This is a genomic window from Pseudomonas sp. S2_E02 (assembly GCF_054668355.1).
The window spans coordinates 3664388-3686126 of sequence record NZ_CP162761.1 but is presented as its reverse complement, the minus strand read 5'-3'; the positions used below and the strand labels follow the sequence as shown (position 1 = coordinate 3686126).

Here is a 21739-nt window from a genome sequence, read left to right as displayed (position 1 = left end):
AGCCGGTAAAAACAGTGTTGACGCGAAACAGCGTGCGCTGCTTCGCATCCAGAACCATCAGACGAAGCAGAGCGACAGTGGTTCGGCGATATAGGCCGGTTTGTCCGAGCCTTCTATCTCCAGTGTCGCGGTGGCCTTGAGCAGCCACTGGCCCGGTTTTTTCTCGGTCACTTCGCCCAGATCGACCTTGAGGCGGACCTTGGAATTGACCTTCACTGGCTGGATGAAACGCACGCTGTCCAGCCCGTAATTGACCACCATCTTCACGCCTTGCGGCAGAATCAGGATGTCTTCCATCAATTTCGGGATCAGCGACAACGACAGGAAACCGTGGGCAATGGTGCTGCCAAATGGCGTTTGCGCGGCTTTGACCGGGTCGACGTGAATGAACTGATAATCACCGGTGGCTTCGGCGAACAGGTTGATGCGTTCCTGATCGATGGTGAGCCATTCGGAACGTCCGAGTTCCTTGCCGACATAATCTTTGAGCTCTGCAACGGGAACATAGGGCATTGAGACTCTCCTTGGGTTCATCGGTTTTATAGTTTTTCAGGTGGGGGATTTGACCGCCCTGCGAACCACTGTAGATCATCATGGCGATTTGCTCCGGTCAACCGACCATGCTTTTGGCGAATGCCGATCCATAGCGCAGGCGTGCTTATAATGCCGAGCCCCTGCTGGGTGAAAAGTAAGACGGAGATGTCGGATGTTGCTACGTGGCCTGACCCTGCTGGTGCTGTTCCAATTGCTCGGCACGGCGCTCAATCATTTGCTCTTGCCAGTGCTGCCGGGGCCGATCATCGGTCTGCTGCTGTTGCTGGTCTTCCTGATCGTTCGCGGTGAAGTGGGGGAGCCGCTGAACCTCGCTGCTGGCAGCCTGCTGCGCTATCTGCCATTGCTGCTGGTGCCCCCGGCCGTGGGCGTGATGGTTTATGCGAGCGACATTGCCGCGGATTTCTGGGCGATTGTCGGTGCGTTGGTGCTGTCGTTGATCCTGTCGATGGCCTTCGCCGGGGTGCTGATGCAACGCCTGGTCAAACGGCACGCCCCCACGTCGGAGGAGTCCTGATGCTCTTTGACTGGCAGGGCGCCTGGGCCTCCGTTATCCATCATCCGCTGTTCGGCATCGGCATCACCCTCGGCGCCTATCAACTGGTGCTGGCGGCTTTCGAGAAAACCCGCTGGATCTTTCTGCAACCGGTGCTGGTCTCCATGCTGTTGGTGATCGGTGTGCTGGTCGGCTGTGGCCTGACCTATGCCGAATATCGCAAGAGCACCGAGATCCTCAGCATTCTGCTTGGCCCGGCGACCGTGGCACTGGCGGTGCCGCTGTATCTCAACCTGCGGCGTATTCGCCAATTGTTCTGGCCGATTTTTACTACGCTGGTGATAGGCGGGGTGGTCGCGACGGGCATGGGCGTGTTGCTGGGCTGGTGGTTCGGTGCCGAGCACATGATTCTGATGACCATGGCGCCGAAGTCGGTGACCTCACCGATCGCAATGCTGGTGGCTGAGCAGATTGGTGGCGTTGCGGCGCTGGCGGCGGTATTCGTGTTGATCACCGGGGTGATCGGTGCGATCTTCGGCCCGGCGTTGTTGACCCGCCTCGGCGTGCACAGTCCCGAGGCGCGCGGCATGGCGCTGGGCATGACCGCGCATGCGGTCGGCACGTCGGTGGCGTTGCAGGAAAGTGATGAGTGCGGCGCGTTTGCGGCGCTGGCGATGAGTCTGATGGGCGTGGCCACGGCAGTCTTCCTGCCGCTGGCGGTGTCGATGGTGGTGTAAGGAAATGTCTATGAGTCTGCCGCTTTTCCCGCTGAACACCGTGTTGTTTCCCGGCTGCAACCTCGATTTGCAGATATTCGAGGCGCGCTATCTCGACATGATCGGCCGCTGCATGAAGCAGGGTGGCGGTTTCGGTGTGGTGTGCATCCTTGATGGCCACGAAGTCGGCGTCGCGCCAGAAGGTTTTGCTCGGGTCGGCTGCGAAGCGCGCATCACCGACTTTCAGCAGCAGGACAACGGCTTGCTCGGCATTCGTGTGCAGGGCGGGCGGCGGTTCGCGGTGTTGCGTACCGAGGTGCAGCGCGATCAGTTGATCCTCGCCGATGTCGACTGGCTGGATGACGAACCCGAGCAACCGTTACAGGACGAGGATGCTGATCTGGTGGCGTTGCTCAAGGCACTGGCCGAGCACCCGATGGTGGAAGCGCTGGACATGGGCACTGAAGCGCTGGGTCAGCAATCGCTGGCCAATCAGTTGGCCTATCTGCTGCCCTTCGCCGAAGAAGACAAGATCGATCTGTTACAACTCGATGATCCCCAGCAGCGGCTGGATGCAATTCATGCGCTGCTCGACGAACTACAAGGTGAATTGTTCGCCTAGTTGCACTTTGAATTAACTGATGGCGCCTGCCAGCATTGTTTTGCTTTTGTCTTTGTCTTAATTTCAAGTTGTCCGCAGGAAGCGGATAACTTGAATAAAAATAAGGATGAAAGCATGACTGTCTATGAAGATGAATGGGCGTTTTGGGATGATATTGCCGGCAAGTATATTTTGAAACATGCCGAGACGGATCATAACGTTAGCCACGTGATTGAGGCGGCATCCACTTATGCGGACCGGATGGTAATAGCCCGGCGTAAACGAAAATCTGAAAAAGTTCCTGGCGGCGAAGTGCCACGGATGTCGGCGTCCGCCACCAGCGTAGTGACTGCGACTGCGGTTTGATTATTTCCTTTTTCAGCATTGCCTGTCGTCGTGGCTAATTGACGGCGGGGTGTTTACAGGTGGGCAATCCCATGGCTTTAGCAAAAACAAATAACCAGACATTCACTGCGCATCTTTATCTTGATGGCCGGCCAGTGGTACTTAATCAACTACGTCTGCAACAGGCTTTGCGTGACCTTCGCATAACCAAGGCAGAAAAACTGGATGCCGAAGTGGGGTTGGCGGATTCGCGCGTGTCCAGCTTCATAACGCTGGCTGACCATGATGACGACACACCACTGTTGTTGAAGTTCGTCCCAAAGGGTGACGTATATGCAATCAGCCTTGTGCTCGCGGGAATATTCGATGGTGCGCGGTTATTCATAGAGGACAAGACTCATAATCTGTTGGCCAGTACCCGTGCGCCAGAGCAATACTTTTCAATCAGCAAGTCTGGTGCTTCAAAGGCCTCCTTCAGTGATATCGAATCCGGTCCTGCCTATCTGGAGTTGATCCGCGAACCTGATGACAAGCCCTTGTATCGCCATATAAGCAGCGGAATGAGCACATTCCTCGACGTCGATCCTAACAGGACGGGGCATAACGCCTTCAATCACAAACCGGCAATATTTGTGATCAAGGTTATCCAATAGCGCCCAGCCGCTACTCCATAAAAAAGGCGCCATTCATGTCTGGATGAATGGCGCCTTTTTTCAGGTTCGGTAATGCTCGGGTACCGGCCAGGTCACATCGTTGGAGTAGCTGTTTTCACCTTTGGGCAGCTTCAACACAACGCCATCGGCGTGGGCTATTCGATTGATCAACTGGTCATATTCGGTAGCGCCATACCGCATGAAATCGGCTCCTGCCCATGTGGCTTTCTCGATAGCCTCAGCGTTGTCCCCGGCCTCGCGCAAAATATCCTCGACTCTTGCCGCTTGGCTCAGGTCCGAGTTCACCAACCAGATCCTCTCTGCACTGATCCCACGTGTGGGCATTGATATCCGGCCTTCCAGTTTGTCCCCGTCAAAATCCTTGTCGTTCAGATAAATGTTTTCGACTCGCGGGACCACTTCAATGCCGCGGGTGTCGATGACATACACAAAGCCCAATGTTTGTTTGCGACGGAGCAATGGATAGTCACGCGAGTGATCCATTTCAAAGGATGTATCAGATTCTTCAGCCGAATTATGTCGATACCCGCTAGAGGAATCACTGTCAGAAAAATGCCCTGGATACAGGTTCGCCTGAGTGTTGTAGTGCCGAGGGTTGGAGTAGTAATCAAATCCCGTGTAGCTCAAAGCATTGGCCGCACCGAATGTCGCGCTAAAGGCCGATTTGGTCGTGGAATCGGAGGGATTCCCCCTTAACTTCACCAAGCGTTTGTCCCGAGCCAGTTCGAAGGGCGTGCGCAAATCGGCGCGGAACATGGCGGGAATGTCCGTTCGATAAAGGTAGTCATGCTGATTGCGCTGGTAGCCGGCATGTTCCAGATAGCTCTTCAGAAAGCTCTCTTCATAGCGCTGCTCAACGGGATGCGAGTCGAAGTAAGGGGTCTGGCCTCCCTCTCTCATTCTTAGAATAAGAGGCTGCAATTCTTCTGCAATCTGCTCAAAGCGGCTGTCGTCCGACAGATTCTGAGTCAGGCGTTTGTGCTGTTCGGCCCATTCTGGGAACCGCCCATGCTCCATGTCTTGTCGCAGTCGGTTTTGCTGAGCCATGCTCAAGTTGTAGCTGCGCAGGATTTGCGCACGTTCCGTCTCGGACTTCTGTGGATAAGACCATCTCGATGAGTCGCTGAGAAATTTGCGCGTATCCGGCTCGTTGAAACGCGTGGCCCAGTCTGGTGCTTTTCCCAGGGCTTCTGCTTCGATTCGAAAGACCAGGGCCTGCGCGCCCTTCAGGCGGTATAGGCTCCAAATATCACCATCGCTCCAATGCGCAAGTTTGAGCGGGACAGATGTATCGCCCCGTGCCTCGTCCGGATCAACCCGAATCAAGCGTCGATGCTCATCGATAAAGGCGAAACCTGCCTCTCGCTTCACCACGATGAACTCAATCCACTTGCCATACGGGCCAGCGTGCTCCACCGCCCGGTGTTCGTGAACTGAGTAGTATCCCCGTGCATCCACGGTATAAGACGAGGCGTATTGCATCGGGTCGTAGTATTCGATCGGCTTGTTCAGGCTCCAGACATTACTGTCGGCCACGCGATAAAGCGGAGGTCCTGATGGCACCCGCTCACTGGGTAACCGGGCGCGGTAGGTTTTGATCAGATCGTGAAACGCCACCATCACCGTCAGTCCGGCGGCTGCCCCGTCGTCGTTGGCGATGTCAGCGAATGTTCGACCCTTGTACACCTTCAATCCTTCGGCATTGTGACTCAACGACTCGTCGACATTCTGCAAATAGGGCTCCAGAGGTGATGTCGCTGCTCGACGTTGAGGTGTCTGCGTTTCGGGCATTTGCGTAATCGTAATGCCGTGCTCGACTCTCTCGGTGCTGCTGTGAGGACTGTCGGAGTGAATGCCCGGCGATTCGGTTGAACCGTCCGGTTTGATGCGTCCAGGTAGACGGGAATCCAGTTCGACAGGACGATCGTAGGGCACAGGCCGGGAGGTCGAGGTGCCGGGCGTTTCGGGTGTGGGGGATGGGCGCAGCGGCCCGGGTTTTTGGCGCATAAATGTCACTCCATGTGGTTGAGCCAGCCATCCAATGGCTGAACAGGGTCAGGGCCGGTCGTGCTCGGGTACGGCCAGACAATGTCGTCGGCGAACGTCTTGTCGCCTTTGGGCAGATCCAGTATCACGCCGCCAGAACCGGCGATTTCATCGATAAGGCTGTCATAGGCGTTGGCGCCAAAATACCCGGCAGCACGACTGTCGGTTCCCGCCCAGGTGGCCTGCTCGATGGCCGCGACCCGGTCACCCGCCTGTGTCAGCACATCCTTGACCCGGGCGGCTTTTGTCAGGTCGGAACGCACCAGCCAGATCCGCTCGGCACTGATGCCGCGTGTGGGCGTGGAGATATGCCCTTCCAGGTCGTCGAAGAGGAATGTGCCGTTAGCGGGGTTGAATGCCTTGTTTTCCGCCCCCGGCACCACTTCCAGGCCTCGGGTATCAATGGCGTAGACGAATGACGTGGTTTGCTGGCGGCGCGTGGATACATAATCTTTCGAATCATCGAAAACGAACGAGCTGTCAGAGTCGGTCTCGTCGCCGGTTCGTTTACCCTCCGACACCGAACTGCTGCCCGAGTCGGAGGATTCGCCGGTTCGTGTTTTCGAGCTTTGAGGATTCACCCCGGGAAAGCGATTGGCCTGCGAGTTGTAATGCAGCTCGTGATAGAAGCCGCCCTTGGTCGCCGCGTAGGCGGTGGCGTCATGCAGTCCGAACGTTGCACTCAATGCGCGCTTGTTCGTGGTGCCCTTGGGATTGCCTTTACGGTGCATCATTCGATCATCCCGCGCCAACTCGAAGGGTAATCGGGTTTCGCCGCGGAACATCGCCGGAATGTCGGTGCGATATAACATGCCGTGGCGGGTTCGCTGGTAGCCGAGGTGGGTCGCGTAGTCGGCCAAAAAGGCGTCGCTGTAGCGGGTGGCGGGCCAATGGTGGGCGAGGGCCAGCCCTTGACTCCGTAATTCCTCAACGTAGTTTTCCAGCTCCTCGCCGATCAGCTTGAAGCGCTGCTCATTGGTCGCATCGAGCGTCAGGCGTTTGTGCTGTTCAGCCCATTGCGGTATCTGGCCGTCGCCCGACTCTGTGCGCAGCCGACACAGTTGGTTCTGGGTCAGGTTATAGCTGCGCTGCAATTGCAGGCGCTGGGCAAGGGTCATGTGTGGATGCAGCCACTTCAAAGAATCAGCGACAAACAGATGGTCTTCGGTGTTCTGCGCGCGAAGAGCCCAGTCCGGTGGCTTACCGGCCGCTTGTGCTTCTGCGCGGAAGGCGGCAATCCGGGTGTCATCCAGAATGTACATGCGCTGGATGTCCTGATTCGACCATTGCGCAAGTGGCGCATCGGCTTTCCTGTCGCGTTTTGCCTGCGCGGGATCGATGGCAATCCAGTGATGCTCCGGATCCTTGATGGCATAGCCGAGGATGGCGTCATCGCCGCTCGTTTCGAGAGCGCGAAAGGTGTAGTAACCGTCAGCATTCGGTGTCGCGGAAAACGTGTAGTCATCGACGTTGAGGAGGGTGAGGTGCCGATCCAGGCTCCACAGATGGCCTTGCGTGGTCCGGTAAATGGGTGGGCCTGGTGCCAGGCGCCAGGAGGACATCGCCCGATAGGCCCTGAGGTCGGCATCATATTGAACACAAACGTGGTGTCGGCCTTCTGAGCCTGGCAGTCGCACGTCCACCCAGTCCTTGGCGAGATAACGCCGGATACCGGCTTCATTCGGACCTGGCAGATCGCCGAAATACGGATGGGCGAAATCTTCCAGCGACATCATCGAAAAGTCCTGTCTGTCTGTGGGGGATCTCGATGTGACGCTCACTTCGATGGGTGAGGTTTTTGCTTGGGAGGTCCCGGGTTCCTCCAGACGAGCTCGCTTGGGTGAAGAGGGCGCCTCGACGGGTATAGGCCCCGGAATGTTTTCAGGGTTTGCAACTATCGCTCTGCTCGGCGAATGATCTGCGGAGGCCAGTGTTGAGGTGGCGGGCGTTTCGACTGAAGGTGATTTAGGCCGTAGCCCGGGTTTTTGACGCATGAATAAACTCCGTTTTTTGCGAGTCAGCCTGTCCGTAGGCTGAGGAGGACGGGTGCCCGTGTGGACGTCAGGTCCATACGGGCACGTGGCGAGGATCAGGTCTTGTCGTTGGAAAAGACCAGGTCTTGCGGGTTGATTCGTATCTGTGGATCGCTGGCCAGCGCCCAGTGTTTCCTTACTGCGTTGTAAACCACCGTACCGATCGTTCCGGCGTCGATTCCGACGTGGGTTACATGAACCCTTGCTGCCAGTTCGTTTCGCTGTTGATGGGCATTGATCTCGGCCAACAGAGCTTCGATATCGGCGTAGCCACGTGCATCGATGACGTAAAGCTGCAGCACTTCAAACAACAGCGACACTTCATAAATATGGCCGGCCGAAGTGGCCACGCTGATGGATTCCACCGGGACGTCGTCTTCGATATCGGGCAATTCGACGGTGACGCTGGCGATGTGCAGACGATTGCCGTCCAGTTGGATGTCGTCGCGGGTGACCGTTTCTTTCATTTTGTCGGTGTACAGCGTCCAGGTCGACGCATCGGCGGTTTTCGCTGCAGCGCCTGGCGTCGAAAGGCGAATGATGGTGTTGCTGGCCAGATGGACATCGTACATCGAGCTCTGGCCATCGAGTACATAGATGCCGGTGTGCGAACCGGTGTCGATGGTGATGCGACTGGGTTCTGCCGTTATCAGCGGTTTCACGCTGGCCAATGGTCTGACAAAGCGATAGTTGCCATTGCGTTGCTTGAGGCAACTTCGCGTGCTGCGTACGCGGGTGCCGGGGTTTTTTACATCGTCTTCATAATCCAGTGCGGGAACTTGCAGGCGGTAGGAAACCTGGTCCTGCAGCACCAGCACAACATCCTGCTGCAGGCGTGGGGTGGTGACTTTCAGGTTGTTTCTGCCGCTGTAACCGGTGGCTGCCGCGATGGGCTGGACCACACCTTTGAACATGACCAATTTCGACGGCAGGGAGACCGACAGGGTGAAGTCTGTGTAGTACAAGTGGGTCGTCCCAGAGACGCCTTTGCGCACCTGCACCTCATAACTGACCTGCACATCGATGATTTCGGCGTTGTCGAATTCCAGATAAACAGTGCGGGACGTTTCGGCGGTATTGCGCTGGGCAACGAATTCCACCGGACGCTCGGTGCGAGCAACAAAGTGCTGCTTCAAGCCCTGTTCGGCGATCTCGATCATGCCGCCGTTAACGATTTGCGGTGCAGCGGCGGGTTGGCCGATGACGACAACGACGGGGGTTATATCCTGCTGCAGCACCTCACCTGGCTGCTGGGGTAGCTGGACCAGCAGCTCATAGCCATCCTCGGTCTTGAAACGGAAACGGTCATTGTTCAACAGGCGTTTGCCATCGACCCACTGGTAGACATTTTCGAGTGTCAGTACATGTTCCGGGTCGTTACCATCCTTGCCGCGCAATGAGCTGATCACCAGCGCAGTGCCGACGATCTGCCAACGCTGGATGACCTCCGCCGGCCAGCCGAACTCGATCAGACTCGACGCTTCAGCGTCCTCGTTGATGGTCGTGCGGGCGTTGCTGCTGGCGATGTAAAAACGATCTGCGCCGCTGCCGCCGTCCACCCGGCAGTCCACTCCGTAGACGGCAATCGTGTCATCGCCTGCGCCGGCGCTGATGCGGTCGTAGCCATTGGCGGAAATCCGGTTGGCCGCGTCGTTTCCGCTGACGCGGCTGGTGCCTCTGCGCAGGGTCGAGACGTTTTCGATCGACGTGAGCTGCGCGACGTCAACGGCATTTTCCTCAGGATCAAGACCGCGCAGCGCCACCCTGCCACTGTGCAGGTTGATGTCGTGACCGATATGGCGGGTGTCGCTGAGCGGGCGGCTGCCTTCGAAGGCCAGGGTGTCGGCACCTGCGCCGCCGTCCAGCACATTGAGGTGGGCCGGTTTGCTGGTGAGGTTCAATTGCTGCTCGGTAATGTCCTGATAGAACGCATCGTCCCTGTCGCCTCCGGTCAAAGCCTTGTGATCCGCGCGATAGGTGAACAGATTGGGCTTGTCCCGGACCCCGATAACCCGGTCATTGCCGTCACCCAAGCGCCAGAAAATGCCTTTGTCATCACCGGCACTGCCCGACACTTTGCCTTTGAGGTTGGCGGGCAGGCCTTTGCCGGCATCGATCACGTCATCGCCGTCGACAACCACGGCCTGGTTGTCGAGCTTGAACGGTTGTTGGCCAGCGCTTTCGTCCCACTGGTAGCGCCAGATTTCAACGGGCTTCAATTCAACCTGAAAGGCACCGTTGATCACGTGTTCGATGGTGTGTTTGTAGGCGTTCTCCAGCATGTCCTTGGCCGACAACTGCAGTTGTCGCTGGTGGTCCCGATAGCCCTTGGCGAGCTTGAAGCGATCCAGTACGTCCTGGTCCAGTTCCTTGTTGGTGAAGGCGAACCAGCCCGAGCGCATGCGTTCTTCAAACGTCAGTTCGATGTAGTCATCGATGTCGTCCACCACTCGGGCGGCCTGGTAGATCATCGAGGCGGCGATAAGCAGTCCGGCGGCGACCAGTCCGACCGGCCCGGCGACGCTGCCAAACCCGGCCAGTGCGGCGACGCCCAGCACCAGGCTGATACCCGCCCCGGCGACGCTAAGACCGCCGCTGACGTAATGATCCTGGGCCTCTTTGCCCTGCGCCGCGGCGGCGGCATTGAACGACTTGATGGCATCGACAATGTCGAAGGGCAAGGTGATGGCGCTGGCGAACATCCCGGCACCGCGGCTCATGTATTTGCCCACCGAGGTCAGCGGGAAATACTTCAGCGCGTTGCCGCCGTTTCTGAGCATGGCCTCACCGGTCTTGGTCAGCCCGCGTTCGATGATCAGCGAGCCGAACTCGGCGGCGATCGATCCACCCTGGAAAACCGCTTCCAGCGTGTCTCCGTGCTTGATCGCATCAATCATCGCCTTGTAGCCGCTGTAGATGCCGAACGCCTGCATGCCGACCCCGGCGCCGCTCATCAAATAGCTTTTGTTTTTGCTGATCCAGCCCGGGGCATTTTCCAGTGCGTCGGCGCGATGAATATCCAGTTTTTGCGCAGCCTTGCCCAACTGGTTCAGGCGGTCCACCGCGCTGCCGGTGGCAATGGTTATATCGGCGACGAACAGCGGCCCGGCATCGACCGAGCGCTTGCAGGCGATTTCATAAAACAGCATCGCCGCTACATTGCTGTCCGGATTGTCGACGGACAACAGACGCGCCTGCACCCGGTCTGCATCGAAATTGAGTCCGTCGAGAAAGTGTTGATCCACGCGCTGCATGCCGGCATTCGCCGGGCTGATGGCTTGGCCGTGCACGGTCGCGCCCAAGGCCAGGAGTTCGACGCGGCTGGTGAGTATTTCGCCGATGCGCAAGGGGCCGAAATGTTTGTCGAGGGACTTGAGTGTGCGTCGATAAGGGGCGTCAGCGTCGTCTGGCAACACTGCGTTGAGCGTGCCCGCCGGCGGCGCATGGGGGTTGGCCGAGACGCTGACGGGATTGACCTGAACGACGCTGCTATTGGCGATTTGAAGTGGCGGAGCGATAAGTTTTGACATGTCATTAATCCTTTAATGAAAACGCCTGAGCGGTGTTCCTACCGGTGTGTCACTGATGTCGAGCCGCCGGCGTTGTCGACTCGGGCCAGTGGATGGCGTAGGCGAATTCGTCGCCATTGCCCGACAGACTGAGCACAGGTTTGCCGGCGGCTTCGGCGTTGTCGATCAACTGGTCGTAGGCGAATTTGTTCTCGTGTCCGGCATGGGTGGCGGCTTCGATGCGCTCAGCGTTCGCGCCTGCCTGTTCCTTGAGGTCATCGACCCTCACGGCTTTGCTCAGGTGCGAATTCAGCAGCCAGATACGCTCGGCATCCAGTCCTCTGCGGCTGACTGATATCAGCCCTTCGAAGTCATCGGAGGGAAACCAGGTGGGGGGTGTGTCGCGGGCCGCTGAATTGAAACTCATGTTTTCTTCATGAGGCACCACTTCCAGTTCGCGGGTGTCGAGCACATACAGAAACATTTCCCGCTGACGTGTGCGTGTTGATTCATAGCGGCGATCACGATCCCACGGCACCGGGCTTGTGGCGTCGGACCATTCGGACGATGAGCTGCTCTCGGTATCACTGACATCGCTGCCCGAGGCGCTATCGTCAGCATCCCGCCCCGGGTATTTGCTCGTCTGGCTGTTGAACCGCAAGTACTCGGGGTCAGGCTCCCTTGCGTACACCAGGCCTTCTTTGAGGCTGAAGGTTGCGCTCATCGGCTTATGCGTGGTGGCGCCCGGTTTATGCTGGTAGCGCGGTAGCATGAAGCCGTCATTGGCAAGCTCGAACGGTGTGCGTTCATCGCCACGGAACAGCGCCGGCACGTCGGTGCGGTACAGGCAATTGTTCTTGTTGCGCAGATACCCGAGTTTGCCCAGCAGCGCTTCGCGCACCGGCGCGGTCATGCTGGATTCCGGGCTGTACCAGTCATGCCGGGCATCACGCTTGAGGTTAAGTTCCTCGACAGCCTCGCGGCTCAGTTGCTCGAGGCGCTGCGGATGGTCGAGATCGTCGATCAGGTGTTTGTGTGCCTGCGCCCATTGCGGCATTTTCAGTTCGGTCTTCAGGTCCTGTTGCAAGCGGGCCAGCTGGCTGGGCAGCAGGTTATAGGACTGCAGAAATGCTTCGCGCTGTGCAGGATTCATGCTTGGGTGCAGCCAGCGCAGGGTGTCGCGTAGCAAGTCGCGGTGCGGGTTCGTGACTTCGGGAATCGCCCATTGCGGACTCTTGCCGCTGGCTTGGGCTTCGGTGCGAAAACGCACGAGATCCTGGCCATGGATGTTGTACACCTGCCAGATCTCATGGTCTGTCCAATGCTTCAAGAGCGTGGGCTGGGCACCGAATCCGTCTGCGGGCGGATCGACCGGGATCCAGTGACCAAAAGCGTCCATAAAGGCAAATTGCGTGATCGCGTTGTTCGCCCCGAATGCGGGGGCCAGTTCGTAATAGCCTTGGGCATCCGGTGAACGCAGCGATGCCTTGTACAGATTCGAATCGAGGTGGGCGGGTCGAGGCCGTTTCGCGCCGGGGTTGATCCCCGGTTGATCGCCCGGTAGCGGCGCAGGTCGTTTTGTCGAGGCCATGGCGGGTGCCGGATGCTCCGTCAGGCGCCAGGTCAACCGGCCTTCATTCCGGTACAGCGCCGGTCCGGACGCGGACCGCTCGGTGACCATCTTGCAGCGATAAACCCCATCGGCATCCTGGCCGACATGGGTGGTGCGCAAGTCGCCTTCATATTCGACGTCGACAAACTGTCGTCCGACGATCCAGCGAAAACCGTCATCCTCCGCCGGTTTCATTCCACGCAGGAAGTCGTCACGCAGCCAGTAGGTGTCGGGGGAATTATCGTTTGCGAGGCGGGCAGGGTTCGTCGCCTGCATCGGTTGGATGACCACGGCAGGCGGGGGTCCATCCGCGACCGGCCGGCCGCCAGCGATGTGAACGGGATTCTGGCCACTCGGCAAACCCGGTAGCCGGAAAATCGAAGGGCCACCTGGAGTGAACGGTGTCTCGGTACGCAGGGGCGGGAATGTGCTCGCTTCAGGTTGTTGCGTTGAGGTCTGGGGTGGTTTGCGCGGTGTCTTTGGACTCATGGCGTACTCGAAATCAGTTGATGTATTGAAACCCTCGCTTCGTCAGTTGAATTGATTGTTGGGCAGGCAAGTGCAGGCGGTCTCACTTTAATGGGTGAGAATGTGCCGAAGGGTTTCAAATATGTGGATTTAATCTAACCGGTTTTTCAAGTTATGGAAGGCGCTGGCGTGAGGGTTCGTAATTGATATGTAACTTCGGTTGTTTTTAGTTTGAAGTGTGCGAAGTTGCGGTTTGGTAAATAAGGATTCTTACCGTGGGCGAGTAAGTTTGAATAAGAGAACAGCGCTGCTCTTGTCGGAGAATTCCTAAAAGAGCAGCGCAGAAGGATTAAGGCTTGTGTATCGCCAGATTCAATAGGCGTAACGCAACAAGGTATGAGGCAAGTGCCGCAGGACGAAAAATCCGAACAGCGCCAACATTGCCGGCAGGATCAACCACCAGATCTTGAACGGCATGGGATTGAGTGGGGTTTTACGCTGGCTCAGCCACAGGGCGGCAGCGCAGACACAGGCGGCAAGCATGGCGCCGGCCAGCACGTCGGTTGGCCAATGAGCGCCCAGATAGACCCGCGACAGGGCGATGGAGAGGGCCGGAATACAGGCGATCAGCAACCAGGTCAGGCGCATGCGTGGCGGCTGGCCACGGCCGGCGAGTACCGCCAGGGTCAGAAACAGTGCAAACGAACCTGAGGCATGACCACTGGGCATGCTGTAAGTGGTCAGTGGGTCGGTCAGCACTTCCGGACGCACCCGGGCGAAGAAGTATTTGGTCCCGGTGTTGGCCAATGCGGTCACCAGCAGCGTACCGCCAACGAAGATCGCATGACGCCATTGCCGGCACACCAGCAACAGGCCGGTCAGCAGGACGCTGAACAGCAGCATGTTGCGGAACTCACCGATCAGGGTCAGTGTGACCGCAATTTCATCCAGCATTGGCTGGCGATGTTCCTGCACCAGTGTCATCACCCCTTGATCGAGCGCTGTCAGGTACGGATAGCCGATGAACAGACCAATCAGAATCAACAGGCTCATGCTGCTGATCCAGATGGTCGCGCGACGGTGGCGACGCAGGCTGCTGTTCACGCTGAGACCGACCATTGCGGCGATGCTGCCAGCGACAATGCCGGCCTCCAGCCAGAACCCTTCAGGCAATGGCAGGCGGAAGGCCGCGCCGGTGGCCCAGCCCGGCAGCAGATAGGCGAGACTCCAGCCGGCGGCCGCCAGCAGGCTGACAGCGGCGAAACGCGGGAAAGGCATGTCGCACATGCCGGCGACCATGGGCAGCATCGGTCGCAATGGCCCGATGAAACGACCGACCAGCAGACTGGCGATGCCGTAGCGCTGGAAATACGACTCGGCACCGGCCATCCATTCCGGATGATGCCGTAGCCCCGGCAGGCGCCGAATGTTCTGGTGGAAATGGCGACCGAGGAAGTACGAAACGGCATCGCCGAGAATCCCGCCAAGGAAGCCCAGCAACAAAGTCTCGCTCAATGACAGGGCGCCGCTGCCGGCCAGCACGGCGACGGCAAACAGCAGCACGGTGCCCGGCACGATCAAACCGGCAATCGCCAGGCATTCCACAAAGGCCACAATGAAAACAGCAGCCGCCAGCCATTGTGGATTGGCTGCCAGCCACCCGGTAATGCTATCGAGCCATGGGCCCATACAGAAAAACTCCAAATCATTAATGGCCTCCTGTAGGAGCAGCCTTCGGCAGCTCCTACAGGAGTGTGTGGTTACAGCAGAAAATAATCCCGGCCTTCGACCTGACCCCGTCGCAACGGGTTCCGCGTGCACCATTGCGCATAGTTGGCGTCGACAAAGCGGTACATCAGGTGCTCGTCACGGCCATGGGGGATGCCCAGGCGGGTGGTTTGAATGATGTGCGAAGGTGCCGGCCCGGTGTCTTCTACCAGAAGGACTTCATGATCAAAACGCTTGGCATCCCACACCGGCACCTTCAGACCCAGCGCTTTGCACAGCAGTGTTTGCCCGGCGCAGAGCTTTTGCGAAAGCCGCGCACGTCCCTGCGCGTCGGGATTGTTCAGCAGCATCTGCGCCAGACTCGCCGGACCGCTGATTTCATCGACCCACGGATAGGCGGATTTGATCAGTACCGCATTGCCCGGCCCCTGCGCACTGAAATTCAGCGAATCACCGCCACGGGCGTAATACATATAGATGTGGCCGCCATCCAGAAACAAAGCCTTACGCTTTTCTGTGTAGCCCAACGAGGCGTGGCTGCCTTTTTCTGCGCAGTAATAGGCTTCGGTTTCGATGATTCGCGCGCTCAGCCACAGATCGCCGACCCGGTGACGAATGACTTTGCCGAGCAGATCCTGCGCCAGCACTTGCGCATCACGGTCGAAAAAGGCGTCCGGCAGCCCTAGCGGCAGGCGTTCGGCGCGGTTGCGAACGGTCAGGTTGGACATGGCAGGCAATGTTTATCCAGGCTCAGGAGGTCGTGATGATAACAACGCGCGGCTTAATTGGGCCTGAACGCCGGCGAATCCGCGTTCATTTCGACCATCCGCCCGTCACCGCTGTTAGTCCCGGGACGCGACAGCTATAATCTGCCGCTTTCCTCTTTGCCAAGACCCCAGCAGACCATGACTGAGTCCGTTCTTGACTACATGACCCGATTGGGTCGCGCCGCCCGCGAAGCCTCCCGGGTCATCGGCCGTGCCAGCACCGCGCAGAAAAACCGCGCCTTGCAGGCTGCTGCCAATGCCTTGGACGCCGCGCGCGCCGAGCTTGCCGCCGCCAATGAGCAGGATCTGGCTGCCGGTCGCGCCAATGGTCTGGAACCGGCACTGCTGGAGCGTCTGGAGCTGACCCCGGCGCGCATCGACGGCATGATCGTCGGTTTGCGGCAGGTCGCTGCATTGCCGGATCCGGTCGGTGCGATCCGTGATATGAGCTTCCGTCCGTCGGGCATTCAGGTCGGCAAGATGCGCGTGCCGCTGGGCGTGATCGGAATCATCTACGAATCCCGACCCAACGTGACCATCGATGCTGCCAGCCTGTGCCTGAAGTCCGGCAACGCGACCATCCTGCGCGGTGGCTCTGAAGCGATTCATTCCAACCGGGCGATTGCCGTCTGCATTCAGCGCGGTCTGGCCGAGGCCGAATTGCCGGCTGCCGTGGTGCAAGTGGTTGAAACCACAGACCGTGCCGCCGTTGGCGCGATGATCACCATGCCCGAGTACGTCGACGTGATCGTGCCGCGCGGTGGCCGTGGCCTGATCGAGCGCATCAGCCGCGACGCGCGCGTGCCGGTGATCAAGCACCTGGACGGTATCTGCCACGTTTACGTCAGTGCCCACGCCGATCTGCCGAAAGCTCAACGCATTGCTTTCAACGCCAAGACTTATCGCTACGGCATCTGCGGTGCGATGGAAACCTTGCTGGTCGATCAAACTGTTGCCAAGGATTTCCTGCCGTCGATGGCCGCCCAGTTCCGCGAAAAAGGCGTCGAACTGCGCGGCTGCGAGCGCACCCGGGCGATCATCGAAGCCGTTGCCGCCAGCGAAGACGACTGGAACACCGAGTACCTGGCGCCGATTCTGTCGATTCGCGTCGTCGACGGTCTGGATCAGGCTATCGAACACATCAACCATTACGGCTCCCATCACACCGATTCGATTGTCAGCGAAAACCTCGCCGATACCCGCCGCTTTGTGGCGGAAGTCGACTCGGCCTCGGTGATGATCAACACGCCGACGTGCTTTGCCGATGGATTTGAATACGGATTGGGTGCCGAGATCGGCATTTCTACTGATAAGCTGCACGCCCGCGGCCCGGTGGGTCTCGAAGGACTGACCTGCGAGAAGTACGTTGTGGTCGGTGATGGCCAGTTGCGCGGCCAGGCGACGGTTTGACTTGACCGGCCTCGACCTGACAGCGCCGCAAACCGGCAACGAGTCCCGCCCCCGGCGCATTGGCGTCCTGGGCGGCACGTTCGACCCGGTGCACATCGGCCATTTGCGCGGTGGGCTGGAAGTCGCCGAAGCGCTGGCGCTCGATGAGTTGCGCCTGATGCCGAACGCGCGGCCGCCTCATCGCGGTACGCCGCAGGTCTCGGCGCAGGATCGACTGGCGATGGTCGAATGTGCGGTGGCCGGATTGCCGCCGCTGGTGGTGGACGCCCGCGAATTGCAGCGGGACAAACCGTCCTGGACCATTGATACCCTGGAGTCGATGCGCGCTGAAATGCCCGCCGAGACCCAGGTTTTTCTGCTTTTGGGCTGGGACGCATTTTGCGGCCTGCCCACTTGGCACCGCTGGGAAGAGTTGCTCCAGCATTGCCATATCCTGGTGCTACAGCGCCCGGACGCCGACAGCGAACCGCCGGATGCCTTGCGCAACCTGCTGGCAGCGCGTTCGGTGAGCGACCCGCTGGCCCTGAAAGGGCCGAGCGGACAGATTGCATTCGTCTGGCAGACACCGCTCGCGGTTTCCGCCACCCAGATCCGTCAACTGCTGGCCAGCGGTAAGTCGGTACGTTTCCTGGTGCCCGACGCGGTCCTGGCCTACATCGATGCGCACGGTCTGTACCGTGCGTCGAACTGAACAAGGCGTGCTTCACTGATACGAATCCACGTGTCGCCAAGCCGCCGAATATACGAGCAAAACGAGTTTTATATGACTGACAAAGACCAAACCAAAGTAAAGCGCAAAGGCACATTCAAGAGCGCCCCGCTGCCAGAACCGGTCAACACCAATGAGCCGCTGAAAGGCGACGAGTTGGTCAAACTGGCCGTGGCTGCCCTGGAAGACGTCAAGGCACAAGACATCCAGATCATCGATGTTCGCGACAAGCAGAGCATCACTGACTACATGATCATCGCCACCGGTACTTCCAACCGCCAGATCAACGCGATGCTCGACAAGGTTCGCGAAGAAGTCAAAAAGCAGGGCGCCAAGCCGCTGGGCGAAGAAGGCAAGGGCGACAGTGACTGGGTGCTGCTCGACCTGGATCTGGTGATCGTGCACATGATGACCGCCTCGGCACGTCAGTTCTACGACCTGGAACGCCTGTGGGCCGGTGCCGAGCAAAGCCGCGCGGCCGACGCCAAGCATCACAGCCCGGAAAACACCCACGAGCATTTCACCAAGCTCAACAAAGACCAGCTGTAAGGGATTGCTGTGCGACTGCGCCTGATCGCCGTCGGTTCACGCATGCCCAAGTGGGTGGAAGAAGGCTGGCATGAATATGCCAAGCGTCTTCCGTCCGAGCTGGCGCTGGAACTGGTGGAAATACCGCTCAATACCCGTGGCAAGAATGCCGACGTGGCCCGATTCATCCGCCAGGAAGGCGAAGCCATGCTGGCCAAGGTCGGGCCGAACGAGCGGATCGTCACGCTGGAAGTCCACGGCAAACCCTGGAGCACCGAGCAGTTGGCGGTCGAACTCGACCGTTGGCGGCTGGATTCGCGCACGGTCAATTTCATGGTCGGTGGCCCGGAAGGGCTGGCGCCTGAAGTCTGCGCCCGTGCCGATCAGCGCTGGTCGTTGTCGCCGCTGACGTTGCCGCACCCGTTGGTGCGGATCCTGATCGGCGAACAGTTGTATCGTGCCTGGACCGTGTTGTCCGGTCACCCTTACCACAAGTAATCCAGCCCACATGTCTCAGCCGATCCGCATCAAGGACCACGAAAAGGACGCACGCCTGGTGCGTAGCCGCGTCGTGTTCGGGGCCATTGCGATCATGTTGCTGATCGGCGTGTTGATCGCGCGGCTGTATTACTTGCAGGTGATCCAGTACGAGTACCACTCGACGCTCTCGGAAAACAACCGTGTCCATGTGCAGCCAATTCCACCGACCCGTGGGTTGATTTTCGACCGCAACGGCGTGGTGGTGGCGGACAACCGTCCAAGCTTCAGCCTGAGCATGACCCGCGAGCGCTCCGGCGACTGGCAGCAAGTGCTCGACGTCATCGTCGAAGTGCTGGAGCTGACGCCTGAGGACCGGGTGATCTTCGAGAAACGCATGCGTCAGGGGCGCCGACCGTTCGAGCCGGTGCCGATCCTGTTCGAGCTGACCGAGGAGCAGATCGCCCGGATTGCGGTGAACCAGTTCCGGCTGCCCGGCGTAGAAGTGGTGGCGCAGCTGGTTCGTCACTATCCGCAGGGCGCGCACTTTGCGCACTCGGTCGGCTACATGGGGCGGATCAACGAGAAAGAGCTGAAGACCCTCGATCCGGTCAACTACAGCGGCACCCACCACATTGGCAAGACCGGCATCGAGCGTTTCTACGAGCCGGAATTGCACGGTCAGGTCGGTTACGAAGAAGTCGAAACCAACGCCCGCGGCCGCGTCTTGCGCGTGCTCAAGCGCACTGATCCGATTCCCGGCAAGGACATTGTTCTGAGCCTGGACATCAAGTTGCAGGAAGCCGCGGAGGCTGCGCTCGGTGGACGTCGTGGTGCGGTAGTTGCGCTCGATCCGAAGACCGGCGAAGTGCTGGCGATGGTCAGTCAGCCGAGTTTCGACCCGAACCTGTTCGTCACCGGGATCAGCTTCAAGGCCTATGCCGAGTTGCGTGATTCCATCGACCGGCCGCTCTTCAACCGCGTGTTGCGCGGTCTGTACCCGCCGGGCTCGACGATCAAACCGGCGGTGGCAATTGCTGGCCTTGATTCCGGTGTGGTCACTGCGTCGAGCCGGGTATTCGACCCTGGCTACTACATGCTGCCCAACTATGACCACAAGTACCGTAACTGGAACCGTACCGGTGACGGTTTCGTCGACCTCGACACGGCGATCATGCGGTCCAACGACACCTACTTCTATGACCTGGCCCACAAGCTCGGCATCGATCGGCTGTCGGCTTACATGAACAAGTTCGGCATCGGCCAGAAGGTCTCGCTGGACATGTTCGAAGAATCCCCAGGTCTGATGCCGTCCCGCGAGTGGAAGCGGGCGACGCGCAAGCAGGCGTGGTTCCCCGGCGAAACCCTGATCCTCGGGATCGGCCAGGGCTACATGCAATCGACTCCGCTGCAGTTGGCACAAGCCACAGCGCTGGTGGCCAACAAAGGCGTGTGGAACCGTCCGCACCTGGCCAAATCCCTCGAAGGGGTGAAGCCGGTGGATGAAAACCCGATGCCGGACATTGTCCTGCGTGATCCGTCGGACTGGACCAAGGTCAACCACGGCATGCAGCAGGTCATGCACGGTGCCCGTGGTACCGCGCGCAAAGCGGCGATCGGCGCGCAATACCGCATCGCCGGCAAGTCGGGTACCGCGCAGGTCGTGGCGATCAAACAGGGCGAGAAGTACGACCGTTCCAAGGTTCAGGAGCGCCACCGCGACCACGCCTTGTTCGTCGGTTTTGCTCCGGCCGACGATCCACGCATCGTCGTATCGGTGATGGTCGAGAACGGTGAGTCCGGTTCCGGCGTTGCCGCGCCGGTGGTGCGCCAGGTCATGGATGCCTGGCTGCTCGATCAGGACGGACGTTTGAAGGCCGAATACGCCAGCCCAATCAGTGCGGAGGCTACGGCCCGTGATGAATAACTTTGATCGCATGCTCTCCAGTGAGGATGTGATGCGTCGCCGCGCGACGCTGCTGCAAAGACTGCATATCGATGGCCCGTTGTTGATCCTGCTGCTGATCCTCGCCGCCGGCAGCCTGTTCGTGCTGTATTCGGCCAGTGGCAAAAGCTGGGATCTGCTGGCCAAACAGGCCACTTCGTTCGGTATCGGTCTGGTGTCGATGATCGTCATCGCCCAGTTCGAACCGCGTTTCATGGCCCGTTGGGTACCGCTCGGTTATGTGATTGGCGTGGTGCTGCTGATGGTGGTGGACATCATGGGCCACAACGCCATGGGCGCGACGCGCTGGATCAACATCCCCGGGGTGATCCGCTTCCAGCCTTCGGAGTTCATGAAGATCCTGATGCCGGCGACCATCGCCTGGTATCTGTCCAAGCGCACGTTGCCGCCGCAACTCAAGCATGTCGGCATCAGCCTGATGCTGATCGGTGTGCCGTTCATCCTGATCGTCCGTCAGCCTGACCTCGGCACTTCGCTGCTGATTCTCGCCGGTGGTGCGTTCGTGCTGTTCATGGGCGGGTTGCGCTGGCGCTGGATTCTCAGCGTGCTGGCGGCGGCGATCCCGGTGTCGGTGGCGATGTGGTTTTTCATCATGCACGACTACCAGAAGCAGCGAATCCTGACCTTCCTCGACCCGGAAAGCGATCCGCTCGGCACCGGCTGGAACATCATTCAGTCGAAAGCCGCGATCGGTTCCGGCGGCGTGTTCGGCAAGGGCTGGCTGCTCGGCACTCAGTCGCACCTGGACTTCCTGCCGGAAAGCCACACCGACTTCATCATTGCCGTACTCGGCGAAGAGTTCGGTCTGGTCGGTATCTGCGCGCTGTTGCTGATCTATCTGTTGCTGATTGGCCGGGGGCTGGTGATTACCGCTCAAGCCCAGACGCTGTTCGGCAAATTGCTCGCCGGCGCGTTGACCATGACGTTTTTTGTTTACGTTTTCGTCAACATCGGTATGGTCAGTGGCCTGTTGCCGGTTGTAGGGGTGCCGTTGCCGTTCATTAGCTACGGAGGAACTTCGCTGGTGACGCTGCTGTCAGCGTTTGGGGTTTTGATGTCGATCCATACCCATCGCAAGTGGATCGCACAGGTTTGAATAAGG

General features: G+C 59.1%; 18 protein-coding genes. 11 read left to right on the top strand and 7 right to left on the bottom strand.

Going from position 1 to position 21739, the window contains the following annotated elements; genetic code table 11:
- Positions 1–57 precede the first annotated feature (57 nt).
- Positions 58–513, bottom strand: a complete 456-nt coding sequence (locus AB4O01_RS16535) for a MaoC family dehydratase (protein WP_007909575.1) — start codon at positions 511–513, stop codon at positions 58–60.
- A 193-nt stretch (positions 514–706) separates the two neighbouring features.
- On the opposite strand from AB4O01_RS16535, the gene AB4O01_RS16530 reads away from it, so the two are divergent.
- The 5 genes from AB4O01_RS16530 (at position 707) to AB4O01_RS16510 (ending at position 3363) form a co-directional block, all read left to right on the top strand.
- Complete coding sequence (locus tag AB4O01_RS16530) at positions 707–1069, top strand: CidA/LrgA family protein (RefSeq protein ID WP_093434544.1); 363 nt, start codon at positions 707–709, stop codon at positions 1067–1069.
- Positions 1069–1785 carry an LrgB family protein gene (locus AB4O01_RS16525; RefSeq protein ID WP_053124192.1) on the top strand — a complete coding sequence of 239 codons (717 nt, stop codon included), beginning with the start codon at positions 1069–1071 and terminating at the stop codon, positions 1783–1785. Before AB4O01_RS16530 ends, AB4O01_RS16525 begins: the two co-directional genes overlap by 1 nt.
- 10 nt (positions 1786–1795) lie before the next feature.
- Entirely contained in the window at positions 1796–2386 is a 591-nt protein-coding gene (locus AB4O01_RS16520) for an LON peptidase substrate-binding domain-containing protein (protein ID WP_460089055.1), read from the top strand.
- Between the two features lie 114 nt (positions 2387–2500).
- Positions 2501–2731 (top strand): hypothetical protein, encoded by a 231-nt coding sequence (locus AB4O01_RS16515; RefSeq protein WP_093434550.1) that lies wholly within the window; start codon positions 2501–2503, stop codon positions 2729–2731.
- A gap of 71 nt (positions 2732–2802) precedes the next feature.
- The gene (locus AB4O01_RS16510; RefSeq protein WP_460089054.1) at positions 2803–3363 is read left to right on the top strand and encodes a hypothetical protein; all 561 of its coding nucleotides are present in this window, start codon (positions 2803–2805) and stop codon (positions 3361–3363) included.
- A 60-nt stretch (positions 3364–3423) separates the two neighbouring features.
- Here the strand turns inward: AB4O01_RS16510 and AB4O01_RS16505 are convergent, their stop codons facing one another.
- From AB4O01_RS16505 to AB4O01_RS16480, 6 genes are all read right to left on the bottom strand, one after another.
- On the bottom strand, positions 3424–5391 hold the full coding sequence (locus AB4O01_RS16505; RefSeq protein ID WP_460089053.1) for a hypothetical protein: 1968 nt from the start codon (positions 5389–5391) through the stop codon (positions 3424–3426).
- A 5-nt stretch (positions 5392–5396) separates the two neighbouring features.
- The gene (locus AB4O01_RS16500) at positions 5397–7166 is read right to left on the bottom strand and encodes a hypothetical protein (protein WP_460089052.1); all 1770 of its coding nucleotides are present in this window, start codon (positions 7164–7166) and stop codon (positions 5397–5399) included.
- 353 nt (positions 7167–7519) lie between these two features.
- The gene (locus tag AB4O01_RS16495) at positions 7520–10993 is read right to left on the bottom strand and encodes a calcium-binding protein (protein ID WP_460089051.1); all 3474 of its coding nucleotides are present in this window, start codon (positions 10991–10993) and stop codon (positions 7520–7522) included.
- 49 nt (positions 10994–11042) lie between these two features.
- The gene (locus AB4O01_RS16490) at positions 11043–12875 is read right to left on the bottom strand and encodes a hypothetical protein (RefSeq protein WP_460089050.1); all 1833 of its coding nucleotides are present in this window, start codon (positions 12873–12875) and stop codon (positions 11043–11045) included.
- Between the two features lie 549 nt (positions 12876–13424).
- Positions 13425–14741, bottom strand: coding sequence for a bifunctional DedA family/phosphatase PAP2 family protein (locus tag AB4O01_RS16485; RefSeq protein WP_186621790.1), 1317 nt, complete (start codon positions 14739–14741; stop codon positions 13425–13427).
- Between the two features lie 71 nt (positions 14742–14812).
- Complete coding sequence (locus tag AB4O01_RS16480; RefSeq protein WP_093434571.1) at positions 14813–15508, bottom strand: DNA-3-methyladenine glycosylase; 696 nt, start codon at positions 15506–15508, stop codon at positions 14813–14815.
- A gap of 177 nt (positions 15509–15685) precedes the next feature.
- On the opposite strand from AB4O01_RS16480, the gene AB4O01_RS16475 reads away from it, so the two are divergent.
- From AB4O01_RS16475 to rodA, 6 genes are all read left to right on the top strand, one after another.
- Positions 15686–16957 carry a glutamate-5-semialdehyde dehydrogenase gene (locus AB4O01_RS16475; protein WP_460089049.1) on the top strand — a complete coding sequence of 424 codons (1272 nt, stop codon included), beginning with the start codon at positions 15686–15688 and terminating at the stop codon, positions 16955–16957.
- Complete coding sequence (gene nadD, locus AB4O01_RS16470) at positions 16926–17648, top strand: nicotinate-nucleotide adenylyltransferase (protein ID WP_093434574.1); 723 nt, start codon at positions 16926–16928, stop codon at positions 17646–17648. Before AB4O01_RS16475 ends, nadD begins: the two co-directional genes overlap by 32 nt.
- A 72-nt stretch (positions 17649–17720) precedes the next feature.
- Positions 17721–18215, top strand: coding sequence for a ribosome silencing factor (gene rsfS / locus AB4O01_RS16465; protein WP_016986117.1), 495 nt, complete (start codon positions 17721–17723; stop codon positions 18213–18215).
- A 9-nt stretch (positions 18216–18224) separates the two neighbouring features.
- The gene (gene rlmH / locus AB4O01_RS16460; protein ID WP_003185785.1) at positions 18225–18692 is read left to right on the top strand and encodes a 23S rRNA (pseudouridine(1915)-N(3))-methyltransferase RlmH; all 468 of its coding nucleotides are present in this window, start codon (positions 18225–18227) and stop codon (positions 18690–18692) included.
- A 10-nt stretch (positions 18693–18702) separates the two neighbouring features.
- Complete coding sequence (mrdA, locus tag AB4O01_RS16455; RefSeq protein ID WP_093434576.1) at positions 18703–20598, top strand: penicillin-binding protein 2; 1896 nt, start codon at positions 18703–18705, stop codon at positions 20596–20598.
- A gap of 31 nt (positions 20599–20629) precedes the next feature.
- Positions 20630–21733, top strand: coding sequence for a rod shape-determining protein RodA (gene rodA / locus AB4O01_RS16450; RefSeq protein WP_175559619.1), 1104 nt, complete (start codon positions 20630–20632; stop codon positions 21731–21733).
- Positions 21734–21739 lie beyond the last annotated feature (6 nt).

Excerpts from the sequence above, each read along its gene's own strand:
- AB4O01_RS16500 (WP_460089052.1), bottom strand. The coding sequence starts at position 7,166 with ATGATGTCGCTGGAAGATTTCGCCCATCCGTATTTCGGCGATCTGCCA.
- rodA (WP_175559619.1), top strand. The coding sequence starts at position 20,630 with ATGCGTCGCCGCGCGACGCTGCTGCAAAGACTGCATATCGATGGCCCG.
- AB4O01_RS16515 (WP_093434550.1), top strand. The coding sequence starts at position 2,501 with ATGACTGTCTATGAAGATGAATGGGCGTTTTGGGATGATATTGCCGGC.
- AB4O01_RS16485 (WP_186621790.1), bottom strand. The coding sequence starts at position 14,741 with ATGGGCCCATGGCTCGATAGCATTACCGGGTGGCTGGCAGCCAATCCA.
- AB4O01_RS16475 (WP_460089049.1), top strand. The coding sequence starts at position 15,686 with ATGACTGAGTCCGTTCTTGACTACATGACCCGATTGGGTCGCGCCGCC.
- rsfS (WP_016986117.1), top strand. The coding sequence starts at position 17,721 with ATGACTGACAAAGACCAAACCAAAGTAAAGCGCAAAGGCACATTCAAG.
- AB4O01_RS16530 (WP_093434544.1), top strand. The coding sequence starts at position 707 with ATGTTGCTACGTGGCCTGACCCTGCTGGTGCTGTTCCAATTGCTCGGC.
- AB4O01_RS16480 (WP_093434571.1), bottom strand. The coding sequence starts at position 15,508 with ATGTCCAACCTGACCGTTCGCAACCGCGCCGAACGCCTGCCGCTAGGG.
- AB4O01_RS16495 (WP_460089051.1), bottom strand. The coding sequence starts at position 10,993 with ATGTCAAAACTTATCGCTCCGCCACTTCAAATCGCCAATAGCAGCGTC.
- nadD (WP_093434574.1), top strand. The coding sequence starts at position 16,926 with ATGGCCAGTTGCGCGGCCAGGCGACGGTTTGACTTGACCGGCCTCGAC.
- AB4O01_RS16535 (WP_007909575.1), bottom strand. The coding sequence starts at position 513 with ATGCCCTATGTTCCCGTTGCAGAGCTCAAAGATTATGTCGGCAAGGAA.
- AB4O01_RS16505 (WP_460089053.1), bottom strand. The coding sequence starts at position 5,391 with ATGCGCCAAAAACCCGGGCCGCTGCGCCCATCCCCCACACCCGAAACG.
- AB4O01_RS16510 (WP_460089054.1), top strand. The coding sequence starts at position 2,803 with ATGGCTTTAGCAAAAACAAATAACCAGACATTCACTGCGCATCTTTAT.
- AB4O01_RS16525 (WP_053124192.1), top strand. The coding sequence starts at position 1,069 with ATGCTCTTTGACTGGCAGGGCGCCTGGGCCTCCGTTATCCATCATCCG.
- AB4O01_RS16520 (WP_460089055.1), top strand. The coding sequence starts at position 1,796 with ATGAGTCTGCCGCTTTTCCCGCTGAACACCGTGTTGTTTCCCGGCTGC.
- mrdA (WP_093434576.1), top strand. The coding sequence starts at position 18,703 with ATGTCTCAGCCGATCCGCATCAAGGACCACGAAAAGGACGCACGCCTG.